At 42.9% G+C, this 19414-nt stretch carries 15 protein-coding genes and 1 pseudogene; 9 read left to right on the forward strand and 7 right to left on the reverse strand.

What is annotated here, in order from left to right; all coding sequences use genetic code 11:
* The first annotated feature begins 291 nt into the window (after positions 1–291).
* From ACU0NF_RS04980 to ACU0NF_RS05005, 6 genes and pseudogenes are all read left to right on the forward strand, one after another.
* Positions 292–1248 (forward strand): MlaA family lipoprotein, encoded by a 957-nt coding sequence (locus tag ACU0NF_RS04980; protein WP_445660334.1) that lies wholly within the window; start codon positions 292–294, stop codon positions 1246–1248.
* A 110-nt stretch (positions 1249–1358) separates the two neighbouring features.
* Positions 1359–2327, forward strand: coding sequence for an RsbU family protein phosphatase GigA (gene gigA / locus ACU0NF_RS04985; RefSeq protein WP_445660335.1), 969 nt, complete (start codon positions 1359–1361; stop codon positions 2325–2327).
* Positions 2328–2440: 113 nt separating this feature from the next.
* The gene (gene gigB / locus ACU0NF_RS04990; RefSeq protein WP_370983541.1) at positions 2441–2959 is read left to right on the forward strand and encodes an anti-anti-sigma factor GigB; all 519 of its coding nucleotides are present in this window, start codon (positions 2441–2443) and stop codon (positions 2957–2959) included.
* 23 nt (positions 2960–2982) lie between these two features.
* Entirely contained in the window at positions 2983–3807 is an 825-nt protein-coding gene (locus ACU0NF_RS04995; RefSeq protein WP_445660336.1) for a carbon-nitrogen hydrolase family protein, read from the forward strand.
* A gap of 117 nt (positions 3808–3924) precedes the next feature.
* Positions 3925–4350, forward strand: a complete 426-nt coding sequence (locus ACU0NF_RS05000; protein WP_370983543.1) for an organic hydroperoxide resistance protein — start codon at positions 3925–3927, stop codon at positions 4348–4350.
* A 215-nt stretch (positions 4351–4565) separates the two neighbouring features.
* Positions 4566–4736, forward strand: a pseudogene (locus tag ACU0NF_RS05005) (DUF4951 domain-containing protein); the annotation flags it as partial.
* Between the two features lie 45 nt (positions 4737–4781).
* On the opposite strand, the gene gspE reads toward ACU0NF_RS05005, so the two are convergent.
* Positions 4782–6269: a type II secretion system ATPase GspE gene (gspE, locus tag ACU0NF_RS05010; protein WP_445660337.1), complete on the reverse strand. Its 1488-nt coding sequence runs from the start codon at positions 6267–6269 to the stop codon at positions 4782–4784.
* A gap of 99 nt (positions 6270–6368) precedes the next feature.
* Between gspE and ACU0NF_RS05015 the strand changes: the two genes are divergently transcribed.
* Both ACU0NF_RS05015 and ACU0NF_RS05020 read left to right on the forward strand, forming a co-directional pair.
* On the forward strand, positions 6369–7190 hold the full coding sequence (locus ACU0NF_RS05015; RefSeq protein ID WP_131385878.1) for a hypothetical protein: 822 nt from the start codon (positions 6369–6371) through the stop codon (positions 7188–7190).
* A 9-nt stretch (positions 7191–7199) separates the two neighbouring features.
* Positions 7200–8132 carry a mechanosensitive ion channel family protein gene (locus ACU0NF_RS05020; RefSeq protein ID WP_445660338.1) on the forward strand — a complete coding sequence of 311 codons (933 nt, stop codon included), beginning with the start codon at positions 7200–7202 and terminating at the stop codon, positions 8130–8132.
* 102 nt (positions 8133–8234) lie between these two features.
* Here ACU0NF_RS05020 and ACU0NF_RS05025 read toward each other — a convergent pair whose 3' ends face one another.
* On the reverse strand, positions 8235–10940 hold the full coding sequence (locus tag ACU0NF_RS05025; RefSeq protein WP_445660339.1) for a DUF2339 domain-containing protein: 2706 nt from the start codon (positions 10938–10940) through the stop codon (positions 8235–8237).
* A 162-nt stretch (positions 10941–11102) separates the two neighbouring features.
* Between ACU0NF_RS05025 and polA the strand changes: the two genes are divergently transcribed.
* Positions 11103–13868 carry a DNA polymerase I gene (polA, locus tag ACU0NF_RS05030; RefSeq protein WP_445660340.1) on the forward strand — a complete coding sequence of 922 codons (2766 nt, stop codon included), beginning with the start codon at positions 11103–11105 and terminating at the stop codon, positions 13866–13868.
* Positions 13869–14091: 223 nt separating this feature from the next.
* Here polA and ACU0NF_RS05035 read toward each other — a convergent pair whose 3' ends face one another.
* From ACU0NF_RS05035 to ppx, 5 genes are read right to left on the reverse strand one after another with little or no spacing between them, the layout of a single operon-like run.
* The gene (locus ACU0NF_RS05035) at positions 14092–14661 is read right to left on the reverse strand and encodes a YggT family protein (RefSeq protein ID WP_131267055.1); all 570 of its coding nucleotides are present in this window, start codon (positions 14659–14661) and stop codon (positions 14092–14094) included.
* Between the two features lie 27 nt (positions 14662–14688).
* Positions 14689–15519, reverse strand: coding sequence for a pyrroline-5-carboxylate reductase (gene proC / locus ACU0NF_RS05040; RefSeq protein ID WP_131385886.1), 831 nt, complete (start codon positions 15517–15519; stop codon positions 14689–14691).
* A gap of 28 nt (positions 15520–15547) precedes the next feature.
* Entirely contained in the window at positions 15548–16897 is a 1350-nt protein-coding gene (gene tilS / locus ACU0NF_RS05045; protein ID WP_445660341.1) for a tRNA lysidine(34) synthetase TilS, read from the reverse strand.
* On the reverse strand, positions 16834–17658 hold the full coding sequence (locus ACU0NF_RS05050) for an acetyl-CoA carboxylase carboxyltransferase subunit alpha (protein WP_131267058.1): 825 nt from the start codon (positions 17656–17658) through the stop codon (positions 16834–16836). The genes tilS and ACU0NF_RS05050 overlap by 64 nt, the downstream gene beginning before the upstream one ends.
* Before the next feature lie 50 nt (positions 17659–17708).
* Positions 17709–19229: an exopolyphosphatase gene (gene ppx, locus ACU0NF_RS05055; RefSeq protein ID WP_445660342.1), complete on the reverse strand. Its 1521-nt coding sequence runs from the start codon at positions 19227–19229 to the stop codon at positions 17709–17711.
* Positions 19230–19414 lie beyond the last annotated feature (185 nt).

Genomic DNA, 19414 nt, shown 5'->3' on the forward strand with positions numbered 1-19414 from the left:
TAACTTCTTCAAGACTTCCAGATTTTACCCTTTAGGCTAAATCCTTGTTTCTCAACAAGTTTTAATCAACATCACCGCCGATGGATGTGCATTCTACAGCATTTCAGATCAGGCGCAACCCCTTTTTCAAACCTTTTTCATTATATGAATATTTTTTAATCGCTTTATCTTTTTTTCCTACATAATTTGATCAAATTTGTTTTAATACCATCGTTCAAAGAACTGTTAATATACTTTATTAGGTATTTTTAGCTTTAAGCACTGGCTTACGATAAAGCTCTAGGATTTTTTATGCACCACTTTCATTATGTTTGGGCTAGCCTTCTATCTTTAGGTTTGATTTCTCCTGTATATGCAAATGATTCAATTGATACTTCCGAATCTTCAGCAACAGATAACCTAAAAACCTCTCCTGCAGAAAAAATCCAAACAGCTCAACACCCTCGTCTTGAAGCATTAAAAGAATTAAAAAATGTTAAAGCGAAAGATTTAAAAGTAAATGCAAATGCATCCCAACCTGAAATTCAAAAGGATCCCTTGCAACCTTTGAATAGACAGATCTTTGCTTTTAATGATGTTCTAGATCGTCATGTAGCTCGTCCTCTAGCAATTCAATATAAGGAAAAAGTACCCACTGATGTTCGTGGGTCGTATCGTCAGTTTCGCAAAAATTTAGGCGAACCTTGGAATGTCGTAAATCAACTGATTCAAGGTCGTCCTCTTCGTGCTGCAGAATCTTTAGGACGATTTACGATTAATACCATCACCACTTTAGGCTTTGCCGACCCTGCCCGACGTCTTGGATTGTCTGCTGAAGAAGAAAATTTTGGTACAACATTAGGTTATTACGGCGTTCCCTCTGGTGCATATTTAGTTTTACCCCTTTTCGGTCCAAGTACATTTCGTGATGGATTGGGCACCATAGTAGATAGTCAGGCACGCCCACAAAAATACATTTTAGATGATCACGACAGGATTTACTGGGCAGATCAAGCGTTACGCGGAATTGATGCCCGTTCACAAATTTTAGATATAGAAGATGTGTTACAAGGCGATAAATATGCTGCCATTCGTGATATTTATTTGCAGCGTAAAAATTTCGCAATTGCAGAAAAAAAAGGGCTAGAATCTGAAAGCATGTTCATTGAAGATGATGTAGACAGCGTTGAGGATGAGGTGCTAGAAGATAATCAAAATAACAGCACGGATGAAATGCAAAACGATGATGTAGACACCACAACTAAATAAGTCTTTGCCATTTATTAAAAATATGGTCAGTAGAGCGTCTTTCTTTGCCGATCATTCGCTTGTTATAGTACAGCTATACATTATTACCTTAAGGATCATACAATTTCTTTATGTATTTCATTCAACCGACTCGCAATATTCCTTATTTAGATCAGGTTCTAAGTACGCTTCCAGGTGTACAAATGATTCACATAGATGATATTGATTTGTATGATCCCACAATTCTAGCAATTGCGGATGTACAAGACTATTTGACGCGTCAGTGGTCATTACCCACGATTGTGCTGGCTTTTGAAAATGAAGGCACCGCTTTAGCCCAAGCTTGGGAGCTGGGTGCTTTAGCGGGCTGGATCTGGAATAAATTACCCGTTGATCCCGTAGCGTCATTACTCAAAATTGATGCGCAATATAAACGTAATCAAGATAGTCGCGACCTGCCCTCAGCTGCACATTTGCAGCAGTGTTTGCTTCCTAATCCGATTGAACTGATCAATTACAAAGTTGAAACATTGTTTCAGCCTTCTGCATATCTGTCAGGTGATTGGTACGATTACTGGAAAATTAGCGATAAAGAAATTATCTTTTATTTGGCGGATGTCTCTGGACATGGAGTCACTAGCAGTTTATTGACTTCCTGGATGGCTGCCTTTCATGGTCGCTCTAAAACACCGCGCGAGTTGATTAAAAAACTTAACGGCATGCTGGTTCAAGAAAATATCGAAAAACATATTACAATGATTGCCGGGGTTTTAAATTTAGAAACGCATCAGCTTCGTTGGTCCAGTGCCGGGCATTACCCCCCTGCAATTATCTTTGAACCGAACCAGCCACCGCAAATTTTAAATACCAGCAGCTTTCCTTTAGGACTCACTGAGGATCTTGAAGTTGAAGAGTTTGAGTGTGTGCTGAATCGTCATGCGCGGTTTATTATTTGTTCAGATGGTGCACTCGAGCCTTATCCTGGCGGACTGAATGAACAATTTGAAAAATTGGTCTTTGATTTACAGAATCAATCCTTCCAAGCGCCTGAACATGTTGCAGACGATATTGCGATCCTAAGTTTACGCCGAATGAATTAATCATATAATCAATGCGTTAACTTTCAACTAAGCGATATACGACCCTAGACTACTTGAGTCTATAGTAGCCCTATGTGATAATTTTAGAATCCTTCTCTGCAAATGGCATTTATATGTCAACAGGTCATGTTGAATATGCAAGCTTGAATGGAACGCATATTTTTAAGCTTATTGGTGAAGTGCGTGCCCAATCTTGTATTAGTCTAGACAAACTCCTTAGTAAAATTGAACAGCAATCGAATGTCGTTGGGGCAATCGTAGATTTAACCCAAACTACATTTATTGACAGTACTGTTTTAGGGATACTTGCCAAGCTTGGTTTAAAGCTGAAGCAAATTCACCAAATTCAGGCGGTCATGTTATCTACCAATCCAGATATTACCACCTTGGCCAATAGCATGGGCTTGGGTCAGGTTTTTGTGATCTTAAATTACTGCGGTGATCCGAAAGTATGTACCCGTGAATTGATGGAAGAACACATTACGCATAACGCTATGTTAACCACTGTTTTAGATGCACATAAAACATTGATGAAATTGAATGAAAGTAACCAAAACATGTTTGAACCTTTGGTTAAGCAACTGCAAAAAGAGCAAGACACCATAGAACAAGTGTCTCAACAAAACGTATAAAAATTATTATTTAGAGCCATCACATGACTTTACTCTCTGTTGTACAAATGAATTCCCAAGATGATATTGAAGCCAATTTCATCGTGATCGAGTCCTTGATACAACAAAGTAAAGCAGATGGCGCAGAGCTGATTGTTTTCCCTGAAAACTTTGTCTGTTTTGCAGGCGGAAAACAACGCGAAACCGCTACGCAGTTTGAAGCCATTCAACAGCGCCTGGAAAAACTTGCGCATCAATATCAAATTTGGATTGTAGCAGGCACTCTCCCATGCCCGTTCCGTCCAGATGGCTCTGTTATTGCTGATGGTCGTGTCCGTACGGTCAGTCTGTGTATCAGTCCGGAACGGACTGAAGCGCGTTATGACAAAATTCATTTATTTGATGTACAAGTCGGTGATGCTGTCGGTGGATATCAGGAATCCCAATTTTTCGAGCCCGGAACAGATGTCGTCGTTGCAAAAACACCTTTCGGCAATATTGGGCTAATGGTGTGCTATGACTTGCGCTTTCCTGAACTTGCCCTCACTTTACGTACTCAAGGTGCCAATATATTGACCGCACCTGCAGCATTTACCTACACCACCGGTCAAATGCACTGGCAATTACTCCTGCAAGCACGTGCGATGGATAGCCAATGTGATGTTTTAGGTGCAGCTCAACAAGGCTGGCATGGTGAAAAACGCCAAACTTGGGGCCATGCTGGTGCAAGCAATAGCCGTGGCCAAATTTTAGATATCATTACTAGCGAAGGGGCGAGCTTAATCACTGTTCCTTTTGACCTTGCCGAGCAAGAAGCTGTTCGTACTTCCATGCCTTTAATACAGCATCGCAAAATTATCAATTTCTAATTCAATTCAGCTTTATATTGCAATTTTTTCTTCTATAAAAATTACAAAATCACTGCTTATTCTTTCATCAAAATCCCACACGATAACAGCTCAATTCAATTCACAGGGATCATAACAATGCCTTTAGAAAAAGCAGTCTATACAGCAAAAGCAAAAGCAACCGGTGGACGTGATGGGCGCGCTACCTCATCGGATGGAATTTTGGATGTTCAATTAGCAGTACCTAAGGAAATGGGTGGACCGGGTGGTGGCACCAATCCCGAACAACTATTTGCAGCCGGTTATTCAGCGTGTTTTTTAGGTGCCATGAAATTCGTTGCCAACCGCGATAAATTAAATATCGCCAAAGATGCCTATATCGAAGGTGAAGTCGGTATTGGTCCGATCCCGACCGGTTTTGGTATTGAAGTAACCTTAAACATTCATTTAGAAGGTATGGATCAGGCAGAAGCACAAAAACTGGTCGATGCCGCGCACATTGTTTGCCCTTATTCCAATGCAACACGTGGCAATATTAATGTAACCTTAAATCCTATTACCTAAGTAGAATTTAAATCTATCCTAAAATGAATCAGGTCATTTTAGGATAGAGTCTATTCATCACATCTCAAATCTCTCATCCACATAAATTATACCTGCTGATCTGATTCACTTAAAAAAGTGAGGTAAATCTCAGGTGAATCTCCACATTCAGTGAATATCTCCAAACCCCATAAAATTTATTGGATTTTGCTAAAAGATAATTTGCTGAAGAAAGTCTTAACAGCATCATGAACAGATATATAAATCTCAAAACCTCAGATATTTTTACTTTAGAGATGCTACAAACTTGGCAAAAGTTTTATGAAAATGAAACTAAGTGCAATCCAGGTAATTCGACTGCTCCAGTTCGTGTACAACTGATAAAAAAAATTGCTGAACTTCACTAAGTTCAGCAATTTATCCAATCTTATAAAAGACAAAAGTATTTCGCGTTAATCCGCTGCCTCATTGGTCACACGAAGCACTTCTTCCAAGGTGGTTTTTCCTGCGATTACTTTGCGTAGACCATCATCCCGAATAGAACCCGACTGTTTGCGCGCATAAGTTTCAATTTCATATTCCGCAGCATTGCCATGGATTAAACGGCGCATTTGATCATCCACAGGGACAATTTCATAAATGGCAGTACGCCCGATAAAACCGGTATGTGCACAGTGTTCACAACCTTTAGGTTGCGGCAACTTAAGTTCAGTGCCGACATCTAAATGGCGGAAAATTTCTGTTTCAAAAGCATCCGCTTCATGCCATGTTGCACAGCGTGGACATAAGGTACGAACCAAGCGCTGCGCAATCACACCAATCAAAGAACTCGCAAGTAAAAACGGCTCAATGCCCATGTCTTTTAGACGAGTGACCGCACCAATTGCAGTATTGGTATGCAAGGTTGATAAAACCAGATGCCCCGTTAATGATGCCTGCACAGCAATTTCTGCAGTTTCCAGATCACGAATCTCGCCGACCATCACTACATCAGGGTCCTGACGCAACATGGCTTTTAAAGCTCGGGCGAAGGTCATATCCACTTTGGTGTTGACCTGCGTTTGCCCTATACCTTCCAACTGATATTCGATCGGATCTTCAGCCGTTAAAATATTTTTTGAACCATCATTCAGGTCGGACAATGCCGCATATAAAGTGGTGGTTTTACCTGAACCGGTGGGTCCAGTCACCAGAATAATACCATGCGGACGATGTACCAAATGGGTTAAGCGATCATAATCAGGCTGCATTAAGCCCAAATGGGTCATATTTAGACGCCCGGCTTGCTTATCCAGCAAACGCATTACCACACGTTCACCATGCGAGGATGGCAAAGTCGATACACGGACATCCACTTCACGTCCTGCCAGTCTTAAAGACATACGGCCATCTTGCGGAACACGTTTTTCGGCAATATCCAGTTTGGCCATAACCTTAATGCGCGACACCAAAAGTGGCGCCAGTTCACGCCGCGGCTGCACAATTTCGCGTAGCTGACCATCGACACGTAAACGTACGGATAATTTTTTTTCAAAAGATTCGATATGAATATCGGACGCACCGACGCGAATCGCTTCAGACAATAATGCATTGATCAAACGTACAATCGGAGCATCATCCTCCTGATCCATTAAGTCTTCAGCTTCAGGCACCGAGTCGGCCAGACTGAGTAAATCAGGATGATCTTCCAGACCTGCAGCCACTTGCTGCGATTCGCCAGTATCTCCGGCGAAGCTTGAACTGAGCAATTGGTGAAATTCTTGTTCGCTACATAATTGATGCTGTGCAGCATGACCTAAATAGCGACGGGCTTCTTGTATCGCCAGCAATGGGGTATTTTCACGGCGCACAATAAAGGCCTGATCGCCCTCGTATCGAAGCAATACGCCATGGCGCTTGGCAAAACTATAGGGTATTTGTAATTGTTTAAGTATTTGCATCAAAGTTTATAATGATGAATAAATTGATTTGAGTGTACTCTAAGCATAAGACAGCGTGAAGTCTGTTTTTACTGATTAAGCAATAAAGGAAATGTGCCGTTGTCTAAAAGCAATGAATTGATCGAACCGGAGCACCCGAATTTAAAATGGTGGGGTGAACACACTTTTGAATTGAATCAGCCCAAAGCATGGCAATTTGGTTCGCTGTTATTTCGTCTGACCCGGGGCTTACAAGAATGGCGAATGGAATTTCATCGCCCACAGGTTCAGTACGACTATGAACAAAAGTGGCATCAGATTGAAGATCCAAATTTTGGATTTCCACAACCGGTCAAAGTAGAACGCTATATGTTCAAGTCAACGCAAAACAAGTTACAGCTTATGCCGCGTTTGGCTGATCGTTCCGTGGTGATCAAACCTGTTGATCCGATTTATATTCCTGCCGGACAGCGTGGTACGCTGTATATCAGTACCCCGTTATGGATTGCCGGTTTTGTCGATGGACAGAAAGATCCTCTGTTTGATATTCCAGTGATTCTGCCTAAAGATACCTGGTTTGGACCGAATCACCGTACTGGGGAAATTTGCTATGCCACTGCGGTCGATGGCCGTACAGAACTGCACCAGTTAAAACCCCGCGCCTTTCGTGCTGTCACCCCGATTGAGTTTCATAATACCAGCCATCAACAGTTACGCTTTGACCGGATGAATGTGCCCGTTTCCGCACTCCCCCTATTTTATAGTGAAAGTACCGGACGCTTATGGACTTCACAAATTAAAGTCCTGCATGAAGGTCTGGATCGGCCGCCTCGAATTCGGATTGAAAACCGCACCCCGCCGCATGCAGGTGAAGTGATGTATCTGCATCCGCCACGCGCTCCTGCCAGTGCTTTGTTTAATATGTTTGATTCATTTTTCTAGGGGGGCAACATGGCAGATTCAAATATCCCAAAAGAAATTACCCAAAGCGTCAAGGGAATTTTCACCAATATCAATACGGAACGCCTGACTGAAATTTTAGTGGCCGTGATCTTGTCCATTATTGGTTTCCTGATTGCCCGCTTTGTCTCGAATGCTTTTATTCGTACCATAGGCTCACGTTTTAATGCACACCAGAGTCTGGTCTGGCGACGCGGTATTTTCTATTTCATCTTCCTGATTTTTGTGATGGCCAGCCTTAAAGAAGCCGGCTTTAAACTGAGTGTATTTTTAGGTGCTGCCGGTATTTTGACGGTAGCCTTGGGTTTTGCTTCACAAACTTCTGCCTCCAACTTAATCAGTGGCTTGTTCCTGATTGGTGAAGGTTCTTTTGAAATTGGTGATACCGTGCAAATGACCTTGATTCGCGGACATACCATTGAAGGTGAAGTAATTTCAATTGACTTGCTCTCGGTCAAACTGCTGACTCAGGACAATGTCTATGTGCGCGTCCCCAATGAACAGCTGATTCGTGCACCGGTCTATAACCTGTCCAAGTTTCCGATTCGGCGTATCCCAATTACCTTGGCCATCAATTTTCATGAAGACATCATTAAAGTACGTGAAGTTTTGCTGGATGTAGCCAACAAATACCCACTGGTTCTGGCTGATCCAAAACCTGCCGTGACCGTTACGGCCTTCCGCGAATCATCCATTGAACTTTTATTTGCGATTTGGTGTGACCGTGAAAACTTTTTAAAAGTTCGGGATGAGATGCAGGAACGCATCCGTAATGGTTTCCTGGACAATCAGATTGAAATTCCAGTGCCAAAAATGGGCTTTGTCGATCGACCTGCGAATGTTCAGCCTTTAACTGAGGAAGACATTGACCCATATGCCAATGCCAATGCCAAAGAAGTGAACCGAGAACCGGGATTGAAATAATTATTTTTATAATTTAATCCTCCCCGACCCTCCTTTATAAAAGGAGGGAGAATCAAATCAAATACTTATTTAGATTCGAGTCCCCCTTTATCAAAGGGGGATTTAGGGGAATTTTTGCGGTAAAGAACTTTCAGGAATCGGGGCGATATAGGCAATCACCAACATCACAAAGCCTGCGCCCAAGAATGAAATTACCCGGGTTAAAGTCCCGATATGCGACAAATCAAACAGCACCAGTTTTAAGGTCACAATCACCAAAATACTGCCACCCAAAATCCAGACTGAACGCAACTGTTTGCGACTGGCCAGACTCATAGTCATAAAAGCCAAACCGACCCATAATAAAGTTAAACTCAGTTGAACCGTACCATCTTCCCATAAAGCAAGTTCGTTAAATGGCGTGCCTAAATACATATGCAATGCACGTAGCACAATATAACTGCTGAGCCAAAGCAGACTGAGCACCATGAGCACCGCCACGATGCCTTTATCTAGACCCGTTTTAACCTGCAATGACAACATCCAGATAAAGCACGCCAACATGGCAATACTCACCAGATCAAATGGATTAATGATCGGTAAAAAATAACCTTGGAATGCTTGTTGGGTAAAAAGTTGTGAACAGATAATCCACGTCGCCATCAGCACTAGGCTACTGCGTGCTTGCCAGAACATTTTCCAGTCTGGATTATCCACCTGCCAATAACACCAGGCACAGAATAGTAAAGGCAAGATCACCACACTAATATAAGGCATGCTTGGAACCAAAGTTAAACTGGTCATGGCGAGACTGGTTAGCGTCCCAAAACTGACCCACTCTTTTTCAGTCCGCACGCCCAACATTGGACGCAGCCATAATGCAGTCAACATCAAGCCAGAGAATGCGAAACCTACTCGATCAAAAGCAGACTCCCACACAATAATGCCCTGCTTGCTCTGATCAATCACCATAATGAATGCAAATACAAAGACTGGAATTAAGCCCAACCATTTGGGAAATAACCACGACCACGTAGCTTTACAACGTAACAGGACTTCATTCATCAGCAAATAGAATCCACTGACAATCAACAAACTCATCGCAAGCTGGTGAGGACTGTCAATTTCATCCAGCAACAGCACAATGAACATGGTGGTTGCAGACAGCATCTGTAAACAGTGAAAAGCGATGGTTGAATTGGTCAGCTGCTGTCTAAAAGATTCTTGGCTATTGGCCACCAGGACCACGGCAAAATAACTCAAGCATAATCCCCAATACATCTCACGTGGAAATTCATTCAGCTCGACTAGATAATAAAGGCTGGATAAGCCCGCAACTATCAGCAAGCCCATGGCAAGATAACGACTGATCTCCGACTTGTGATACAAGGCATAAGTAAAAATGATCAGTCCTTCAACTGCCCAGCCAATCACACTCCATTGTCCAGATAGCAGAATGGGCGGAATCACAGCCAGAAAAATCAGCATTAAACTAAAATAGCTTTGTGAAATCAGCTGCACCGCCTGATTGCGTTTAGAGAGTTGATATAAGCCTGCATATACGACTGCAAACGCCAGACTTGTACCGGCTTGCCAAAGCATTTCTTCAAAATGCATTAAATAAATAAAAATATAACCAACAATCGGTGCACCAAAAATTAGGGCAATATCCAAAGCAGGTTTCAGCTTGAATTGGGCCAGATCGTCTTTGGCAATCAGCTGGCTAAAACGAAAGCTCAGCCAGACAAATATGGCGGTATGGATAGCAACCAATAAGGTTAAAGTATTGCGTTGCTGTTCTTCACCCTGATAAAAGGCATAGCCTCCTCCAACAATCACGGTCATTAAAAAGGCAATCTGATTGAGGATTTTCCAGGGGCGTAATGTACTTAACACGGCAACAGCAAGATTAATCACCACATAATAGGCAACCAATTCAATGGCAGTTGCATTGCGAACCGGCAAGGTAAACGGTGCAATATAGGCAATGATCATCGCCATCAGTGCCAGTTCAATCGATTGTTGTTTTAAACTTAAAGCCAGCGTCACGGACATAATTGCCGCAAAACACACTGCCGCAATTCCCAAGGTCGGAATCACGGCATTGTAATAGGCAAAGAATAAGGTCAAAAATAATGCAGCTAAACCCAAGCCTTCCAAAGCCAGTGCAAAACTGCGGTTTTTAGTCTGGAACCAATACCCCAATCCAGTAACTGCGGCACTCACACTGGCCACAATCGCCAGTTTCAGTGCAAGACTGAGTTGCCAATGTTCGGTGGCAAAACGCAGTAATAATACGATACCCATCACCAGCACCAATATAGCGGCTTTTAAAACAGGATTTCCTTGAAAGATCCACCGCTTTAACTGATCAATCAGCTCTAATGAAGCTGAGGCAGTTTCAGATTCTGCAAGTTGAGGGGGCGGATTTTCGACAGTAGAAGACAGGTTGATTGGCGCCTGATGTAATCGCGTTTGCACCTGGTTTAATAAGCCTTCTAAACGGCGTAACCATCTCAGAAAGAAAAAAATCCACGCGGTAATGCCCAGACCCACGGCAAAACCCCACTCCATTGCACCACCGACAAGGGCAACAATTGAGGAAAGATATAAAGGAACTTTAGAGGTTTCCTGAACTGAAAGATTTGTTTCTGCAGCAATTTTCACTGCGGGTGTCTGGATGGCATCGACATATTGCATCACGCTCATGACAAAGGCCAAGCCACATAAATACGTGAATACGCGTACATCTAAAAACCAAGACCCCACGCCGACAATAATCAATACCATCAGCCAAATCATCCGGATTTCGCTCTGCCCTTTGCGCATCTTTTCTTTATCTCAATCCTTTTGACTTGATCATACATCAGCTCGGACTTTGATTTTTAAGCATTCATCAGATATTCGGTAACACGCTTGTTTGATGATGTGTCTATGTTCATGTGCAAAATCACGTACAATAAGCTCGATATTTGAATTAGGAATCTTTCAATGCCACCATTTGTTTTGGTCGATGGCTCATATTTTTTATTTCGTGCGTACCATGCACTGCCACCACTAACCACTTCGACTGGTTTACAGACCAACGCAATTCGTGGTGCCATTTCTGCGATTCAAAAGTTGATGCGTCGTATTCAACCGACCCATATGGCGGTGATTTTTGATACTCCTGAACCGACTTTCCGTCATGCACTTTCATCGATTTATAAAGGCGACCGTCCAAGTATGCCGGAGGAGCTTTCTCAGCAGATTCCCTATCTTCACAACCTGATCCGTGCTTTAGGTATTCCTTTGCATACCCTGCCAGGCGCTGAAGCGGATGACGTGATTGGTACACTGGCTAAACGTGCTGAAAAAGCCGGTTATCAGGTCCTCATTTCCACTGGCGATAAAGACATGGCTCAATTGGTCACTGACAAAGTGACCCTGGAAGACAGCTTTAAAGACAAGCCAATGGATGTCGATGGCGTATTTGAGAAATTCGGGGTGTGGCCGAATCAAATTATCGATTATTTAACCCTGATGGGCGATGCCTCGGATGGCATTCGTGGTGTACCGGGCGTGGGTGCAAAAACAGCTGCTAAACTTTTAAACGAATACGGTTCCATTGGCGGCATTTTAGAAAATGTCGATAAAATTAAAGGCAAAGTTGGCCAAAGCATTAAAGACAATGTCGAAGGCATTACCCTGGATCATCAGCTGGCAAGTATCGTCTGTGATCTTGATATGGGCCTCACCTATGAAGATCTTAAACTTCTGGATCCTAATGTCGAAGAACTGCGCCGCTTATATACTGAACTTGAATTCCGTAACCAGTTACAGTCGCTCGATCATCCCAATAATCCGAATAATTCAGTTTATAAACAGGCTTCTAAAGGAATCGAAACTTCTGTAGATACCGCAGTCGTGGTAAATACCGAAGCTGAGGCAGAGCTGAGCAGTGTTGATGATCAACTGGGGAAAGCCACTTATCATACCATTTTAACTCAGCCAGACTGGGAACAGCTTTTCCAGCGCCTAAGTCGCGAAAAACGCTTTGCCTTTGATACCGAAACCACCAGCCTGGATTATCGTGTCGCTGAAATGGTCGGCTTTTCACTGGCTTTTGATGCTAATGATGCCTATTACATTCCACTGGCACACGACTATGAAGATGCACCGGAACAGCTGAATCGTGAAACCATCCTTGCGCAAATCAAACCAATTCTAGAAGATGCCAGCATTAAAAAAATTGGTCACCATCTAAAATATGATGCCCACATTTTGCAAAATCACGGCATTGAATTACAAGGCTGGTATTTCGATACCATGCTGGCCTCTTATGTTCTAAATTCTGTGGCAACACGTCATGGTATGGATGATGTGGCGCGTGTCTATTTAAGCCATTTGACCACCACCTTTGAACAAGTGGCCGGCAAAGGGGTTAAACAGAAAACCTTTAACCAAATCGAGATTGAAACAGCCGCACATTATGCCGCTGAAGATGCGCATGTGACCTATCGTCTATATGAAGTGCTGTCTAAAAAATTAAAAGCCGTGCCTGAACTTGATGGCATTTTGCATAATATTGAAATGCCGGTTGCCCGTGTTCTGACGATTATGGAAGAAAACGGTATCGAGCTGGATCTGAAATTTCTGGATCAATTGAGTGTAGATTTTTCCAATACCATTCAAAATCTGGAAAGTCAGATTATTGAAATGGCTGGACAAAGCTTTAATGTCAGCTCACCAAAACAAGTCGGTGAAATTTTATTTGATAAACTTGGGCTAAAAGGCGGCAAAAAAACCGCGACCGGACAATACAGTACCAGTGAAAGTATTCTGGAAAAAATTGACCATCCAATCACCGCTTTGATTTTGGAATACCGCGGTCTGTCTAAACTGAAAAGTACCTATACTGATGGCCTGCAAAAACAGGCCAACAATGACAGCGGACGTGTGCATACCAGTTATCATCAGGCTTTAACCGCAACCGGGCGTTTATCTTCAACCGATCCTAACCTGCAAAACATTCCGATTCGTGCCGAAATTGGCCGTCAAATTCGTAAAGCTTTTATTGCACCGGAAGGTCGGGTCTTGCTGGCAGCCGATTACTCACAAATTGAACTGCGTTTAATGGCGCATCTTTCCCAGGATGAAGCGTTGGTCGATGCCTTTAAGCATGGCCAAGATGTGCATCGCCGTACCGCGGCTGAAGTATTGGGCATCGCACTGGAAGACGTGACCAATGACCAACGCCGCCAAGCCAAAGCGGTCAATTTCGGACTTCTATACGGTATGTCGGAATTTGGCCTGATTCGTCAACTGGGCTTTACCCGCCAGGAATCACAAGACTATATCAAGCAGTATTTCCACCGTTACCCGGGCATTTACGAATACATGCAACGTACGCGTCAGATTGCTTTGGAACAGGGTTTTGTGGAAACCATTTTTGGTCGCCGTTTATATACGCCTGATATCGACGCTCGTAATATGATGGTTCGTAAAGGTGCTGAACGTGCAGCGATCAATGCACCTCTTCAAGGCAGTGCCGCCGACATTATTAAAATGGCGATGGTTGAAGTCGATAAAATGCTACCGAAAGACAAAGCCAAAATGCTGCTGCAAGTACACGATGAATTGGTATTTGAAGTCGATGCCGACATTGCCGATGAATTGGCACCGAAACTGGCTGAAGTGATGCAATCTGTCGTGAAACTTTCAGTCCCCTTGATTGTAGAAGTCGGTAAAGGCATGAATTGGGATGAAGCGCATTAATCTTGTATTAGCTCTTTCTCACTTTTAAAGCTCCTTCTCCCTTTGGGAGAAGGCTGGGATGAGGGTTATTCCAAAAAAGATTTATCCCTCACCTCTCTTAGAGGAAGAGGAACCTCCAATCTTCTCAACTAACCTTATGCCATTTTCTATTTCCATAAAGAATAGAGCATTTCAACAGGCAATAAAAAAGGACTCAATCGAGTCCTTTTTTATCGAGCAAATTTTAAAGCCCTGTCAAAAGCACAATCGCCACTTGATTCATGATGATTTCAGCAATATACAAGGTCAAGAATGCAATAATTGGAGATAAATCAATCATCCCCATATTCGGCAAAATACGACGGAATGGCGCCAACAACGGTTCTGCCAGCTCTTGAATCACTTCAATATAAGGTGAGCGAGACTGTGTAAACATCACCACCCAACTTAAAATAATCGTCGCAAAAATCAAATAACGACAGAAACGAATCAAGTCCTGAATCATGGTGACAAAAGTCAAAATCACCAAATGTACCGGACTATTCGGCATGGCACCGGACAAATACATCACCCCAAAAATCTTGAGTAAATATAAAAGTACCACCAACGCCAAAGCCGCAAGGTTCACACGACCTTTTCCTACAGTGGGAAAAATACGACCAAAGACATCAACGATTTTCGTGGCTTTTACCGTAGACATGACCACCGGATTATAAGCATTCACCGCTGCCAACTGCATGAGAAAACGGAAGAACACGAGCAAAATCGCTACGTTAATGATAATGCCAAAAATTAGCGCAGAGTTTGCACCCATACTGGAACTTTCCTAAATAAAAACGAGTTATTTGCTACTTTCACTTAGCTCTTGAGCAAGTTCCTGACTGCGCTTTTGAGCTGCAGCCAAAGCGGCCTGAATATTCTGAGAGATTTGTGCACGATCAAAGACTTCAAGTGCAGCCTGAGTTGTGCCATTTGGAGAGGTTACGTTTTTACGTAATTCTGCAGGTGAATTTGCACTGGTGATCGCCATTTGCGCAGCACCTAAAGCCGTTTGTAAAGTCAGCGCTGTCGCCACTTTCTCATCCAGACCCAAGTTTTTTCCTGCACGAATCATGCTTTCCATCATATAAAAGAAATAGGCTGGACCAGAACCAGACACTGCAGTCACTGCATCAATCTGTGCTTCGGTATTCACCCAAATCGTTAAGCCGGTTGCTGCCAAAACCTGGCTTGCAAGCTCACGGTCTTTGCTATCCACTGCATCATTGGCATACAAACCATGTGCCCCTGTTTGTACCAAGGCAGGCGTATTCGGCATCACCCGGACAATTCGATCGGTATTTAGCAGATTTGCGATGGTGGAAATTTCAGCCCCCGCAACAATCGACATCACCAGTTTACCGTCAAATAAACCTTTAAGCGGTTTTAATACGCTCGCCAACACTTGTGGCTTCACCGCAAAAAGAACGATATCGGCATCACGAATGGCAGCAATATTGTCATCGGTGACATGTACATCTTTTTCTTCTAATAAAAGACGTACTTTTTCGACCGGATCAGAAACTGTAATACGTGTCGGTGGCAAACCACGCGAAATGAGTCCGCCAATTAAGGCTTGAGCCATATTACCGCCACCAATAAAACAAATATTACAATTTAAAGCTGCACTCATGAATCATACTCGACTTAGAATTTTTTAACTAAGAGATCAACTTTGGTCGCCAACCACCGACTTCACAATATTCAGATTGAGCTAACCAAAACCCTTTCGGTGTAAAAACACCAAGCATAACATTATCTATGCTTAATATTTGAATTGTATAACGCTGCCAAGGAAAAATTTGTGCTTCCTGTATGGCTTTTTTTAACGGCCAGGTTCCCACTCGTCCATGCAAATGAATTTTTTCTCCGCCTTGACGCATCACCAGATTTAATTCTTTGCCCAATAGCGAGGCTGACAATCCGATTTTCGCAGTTTCAGCAACATACTGTCCTGAGAGCACTTTAATATTTTGGTTTAATTCTAAACGGATTACTTGTGCTGAAATATTAAATTCACTTTTTTCAGCCATATATTCTGCTGAACTTAATCGATAAAGTTTTTGTTGATAACGCACATAATAATATTGGTTCCAGTGCAATGCTGCCTGTGCATCGGATTTGGACGCAATCACTTCATGCAACACGCGTTCCACCATCTCAAAACTCGGACGATAGATCTCCTGCCCTTTCATCCAGGCGGATAACAATTGTCTTTGACGCGCTTTGGATAACTGGGATAATTTTTTTAAATCCAGTACAGTTGCCGATCCGCAAAGTGCTAAATCTTGCTGTAGTACGTCTTGCAGAATTTCGTCAGCATCTTGCATTAAATAACTGGTACGGCTGAGTGCCTGTTGCATTTTTGGATAGCGATTTTCTAACACTGGCCACAATTCATGACGGCACCAGGCGCGATCATAATGGCGATCTAAATTGGTGGGATCTTCAATATTTTGCACATTGAGTTGGGCTGCCCATTGGCAAATCTGCTCACGCGAGATATCGAGCAATGGTCGCCAGATCGTGAATTGCGCGCGAACATCGACCTGTTTCATGGCAGCTAGACCCTGCACTCCGGCACCGGAGAGCAAACGCAACATTAAAGTTTCCGCCTGATCTTGCTGATGATGCGCCAGAACTAAAATTTCATTGGGTTTTAAATGCTTTGAATAAGCTTGATAACGTGCGCTACGTGCCTGTTGTTCCAAGTTGCCGGCTTGTACCTCGACCCTTTCTACAATATAAGGCACATTCAGCTCAGCACATTGATCAGTTACAAACTGTCCCCAATCTGCACTACTTTCTTGCAATTGGTGATCGATGTAGATGGCACGAATTTTTTCAGGATATAAATCAGACATCAGATGCAACAACAGCATGGAATCCATGCCGCCACTACATCCAATTAAAAAAGTGCTCTCGATAGGAAAGCACTGGATTTGTTTTAAGACGCCAGACCTAAATTGTCGCTGCCAAACTTCATTAAACGCTGGTAACGTGCTTCGCATCTTTCATTCGCATCCATCGATTGCAATTCTTCTAAAGCCTGTTGTAACACATCTTTAAGAGCTTGCATGACTTGTTCAGGCTGCAAATGCGCACCTTCACCTTCATCCACTACATATTCCACAATACCCATTTTTTGTAGTTTTTCAGCAGTCAATGCGAGCGCTTCACTGGCTTGTTCAGCTTTTTCCGCAGTTTTCCATAAAATGGATGCACAACCTTCAGGTGAAATCACAGAGTAAATACTGTGAGACAGCATCACCACACGATCTGCCACACCAATACCGAGTGCACCACCTGAACCACCTTCACCCAATACGGTTGCAATCACAGGCACTTTCAAGCTTGAAAGCTGTGCCAGACTGGTTGCAATGGCTTCTGCCTGACCGCGTTCTTCTGCACCCACACCAGGATATGCACCCATGGTATCAATAAAGGTAAATACTGGCAGATTAAATCGTTCTGCCATGTCCAGTAACCGCTGTGATTTGCGATAACCTTCAGGATTACTCATCCCGAAGTTGTGTTGCAATTTTTCACGCGTGCTACGGCCACGGTGTTGTCCAACAATCATGACTGGCTGACCATTAAAACGTGCCAAGCCACCGATCATTGCACCATCATCACCAAACAACCGATCACCATGTAAAGCATCGAATTCAGTGAAAATTTCACCAACATAATCCAAAAATTGCGGACGTTCTGGATGACGTGCAATTTGAACCGTTGTCCATGCTTTAGATTGAGCAGCTTTATTTTTCATAGGTCGACCATTATCCCGAAACTAACAATAGCTTGTTAACCAATAACTTGTTAATAGATAAATTGTTCCGACTGAATATTCAATTCAATATCCCAATGCTTGAACTGCACCTGTTCATCGTGCAAGTCTGCTACAAGCAAAGGCCATTGTTTGGCATCGCCAGAAACGCTTAGTTGCCATTGTTGCTCATTGTCGACACTTAATTCAATGGCAGGAAGCATCTCATCGCTACGACTATGATTCAGCAAAACGGCAAGACGAAGCAATAGACTTAGGTAAACTAATTTGCTACCGCCCACCTTCATTACATCGACTCGGCTGTCACTGCGTAACTTACGACGATGATGTGCCACCAAGTGTGAAAGGTGGTTTTGATCGATTTGCGAGAAGCCGGCAATATCTGAATGTTGTAATAAATATGCCCCATGACGGTGATAACCCGCATGACTAATCGCCAAGCCAATTTCATGTAAATATGCTGCTCGGCGCAACAAATCACTTTCTTCACTGTTTAAATTCAGTGTCTTAGCTACACCATCAAATAAATGCTGCGCAGTTTTCACCACACGTTCAGCCTGTTTGGGATCGGCATTGTAACGCCCCATCAAAGCTTGCACACTTCGGTCGCGGATATCTTCGTGTTGGAAACGACCCAGCAAGTCATACATCACACCTTCGCGTAATGCACCATCGGAATACACCAGCTTGTTCAATTCAAGTACATCGAACACAGCATATAAAATGGCAACCCCTGCTGGCAAAACTGCTCGACGGTCTTCTTTTAAACCATCAAAATCGACTTCAGAGATATGCTTAAATTTGAGTAATTTTTCTTTGAGTTTTTCTAGACCTTCGCGAGTCAAGTTCTCTTGCGCATCGCTCCAGCCCATATTTACGGTAATTTGACGACAGGCTTTAATGGTGCCGCTTGAACCGACAACCGTATCCCAACCCGCTGTTTTATAGGTGTTGGCAATACCTGAAAGTTCTTTACGTGCAGCAACGACCGCTCTATCAAAATTTTTCTGGTTAATTTCGCCATCGCTAAAATAAGCTTTGGTAAAGGCGACGCAGCCCATTTGCAAAGATTCGGTATGAATTGGTTCGAATTCCTCACCAATAATCAGTTCTGTAGAACCACCACCAATGTCAATCACCAGACGACGGCCACTATTGGCCATGGTATGCGAGACACCCAAATAAATCAGACGCGCTTCTTCACGACCGGCAATGATTTCAATCGGTTTAGGTAAAATTTCTGCGGCTTTTTGAATAAATTCATGACCATTCTTGGCTTGACGTAAAGCATTGGTGGCTACAATTCGCATCCGTTTCGCTTGCACTGAACTTAAGCGCCCGACAAAACGTGCCAAACAGGCCAGACCACGTTGCTGTGCGGCTTCAGTCAGATTTTTATTTTCATCCAGACCTGCAGCCAATTGCACTTTTTCTGACATTGAAGCAACTTTCTTTACTTCGCCATGATCTACACGTGCAATAGCAAGATGAAAACTGTTCGACCCCATATCGATGGCAGCAAGTAACTCTTCATCAATCAAAAAATCTGACATTATTCAACGAACCTATAAGAATTATGCTTAGAGTAATTCACATACATGCAATTTAAAAGCCATTTATAAACACAAATGAAGCAGTTTTTATGTTTTTAATGATTGACAATTGCATGACACGATTACCAATATCGTGAGCATCAATTAGACAAACTCATTATAATGTCTGAAAATCTACATATCCC

This window comes from Acinetobacter sp. F16 (assembly GCF_052712855.1).

What these genes read in the sequence shown, in the direction of transcription:
- ACU0NF_RS04995 (WP_445660336.1), top strand. Translation starts at nt 2,983, where the DNA reads ATGACTTTACTCTCTGTTGTACAAATGAATTCCCAAGATGATATTGAA.
- ppx (WP_445660342.1), bottom strand. Translation starts at nt 19,229, where the DNA reads ATGTCAGATTTTTTGATTGATGAAGAGTTACTTGCTGCCATCGATATG.
- gigA (WP_445660335.1), top strand. Translation starts at nt 1,359, where the DNA reads ATGTATTTCATTCAACCGACTCGCAATATTCCTTATTTAGATCAGGTT.
- ACU0NF_RS05025 (WP_445660339.1), bottom strand. Translation starts at nt 10,940, where the DNA reads ATGCGCAAAGGGCAGAGCGAAATCCGGATGATTTGGCTGATGGTATTG.
- ACU0NF_RS05035 (WP_131267055.1), bottom strand. Translation starts at nt 14,661, where the DNA reads ATGGGTGCAAACTCTGCGCTAATTTTTGGCATTATCATTAACGTAGCG.
- ACU0NF_RS05050 (WP_131267058.1), bottom strand. Translation starts at nt 17,658, where the DNA reads ATGAAAAATAAAGCTGCTCAATCTAAAGCATGGACAACGGTTCAAATT.
- ACU0NF_RS05000 (WP_370983543.1), top strand. Translation starts at nt 3,925, where the DNA reads ATGCCTTTAGAAAAAGCAGTCTATACAGCAAAAGCAAAAGCAACCGGT.
- gigB (WP_370983541.1), top strand. Translation starts at nt 2,441, where the DNA reads ATGTCAACAGGTCATGTTGAATATGCAAGCTTGAATGGAACGCATATT.
- ACU0NF_RS04980 (WP_445660334.1), top strand. Translation starts at nt 292, where the DNA reads ATGCACCACTTTCATTATGTTTGGGCTAGCCTTCTATCTTTAGGTTTG.
- proC (WP_131385886.1), bottom strand. Translation starts at nt 15,519, where the DNA reads ATGAGTGCAGCTTTAAATTGTAATATTTGTTTTATTGGTGGCGGTAAT.
- ACU0NF_RS05020 (WP_445660338.1), top strand. Translation starts at nt 7,200, where the DNA reads ATGGCAGATTCAAATATCCCAAAAGAAATTACCCAAAGCGTCAAGGGA.
- gspE (WP_445660337.1), bottom strand. Translation starts at nt 6,269, where the DNA reads ATGCAAATACTTAAACAATTACAAATACCCTATAGTTTTGCCAAGCGC.
- polA (WP_445660340.1), top strand. Translation starts at nt 11,103, where the DNA reads ATGCCACCATTTGTTTTGGTCGATGGCTCATATTTTTTATTTCGTGCG.
- tilS (WP_445660341.1), bottom strand. Translation starts at nt 16,897, where the DNA reads ATGCGAAGCACGTTACCAGCGTTTAATGAAGTTTGGCAGCGACAATTT.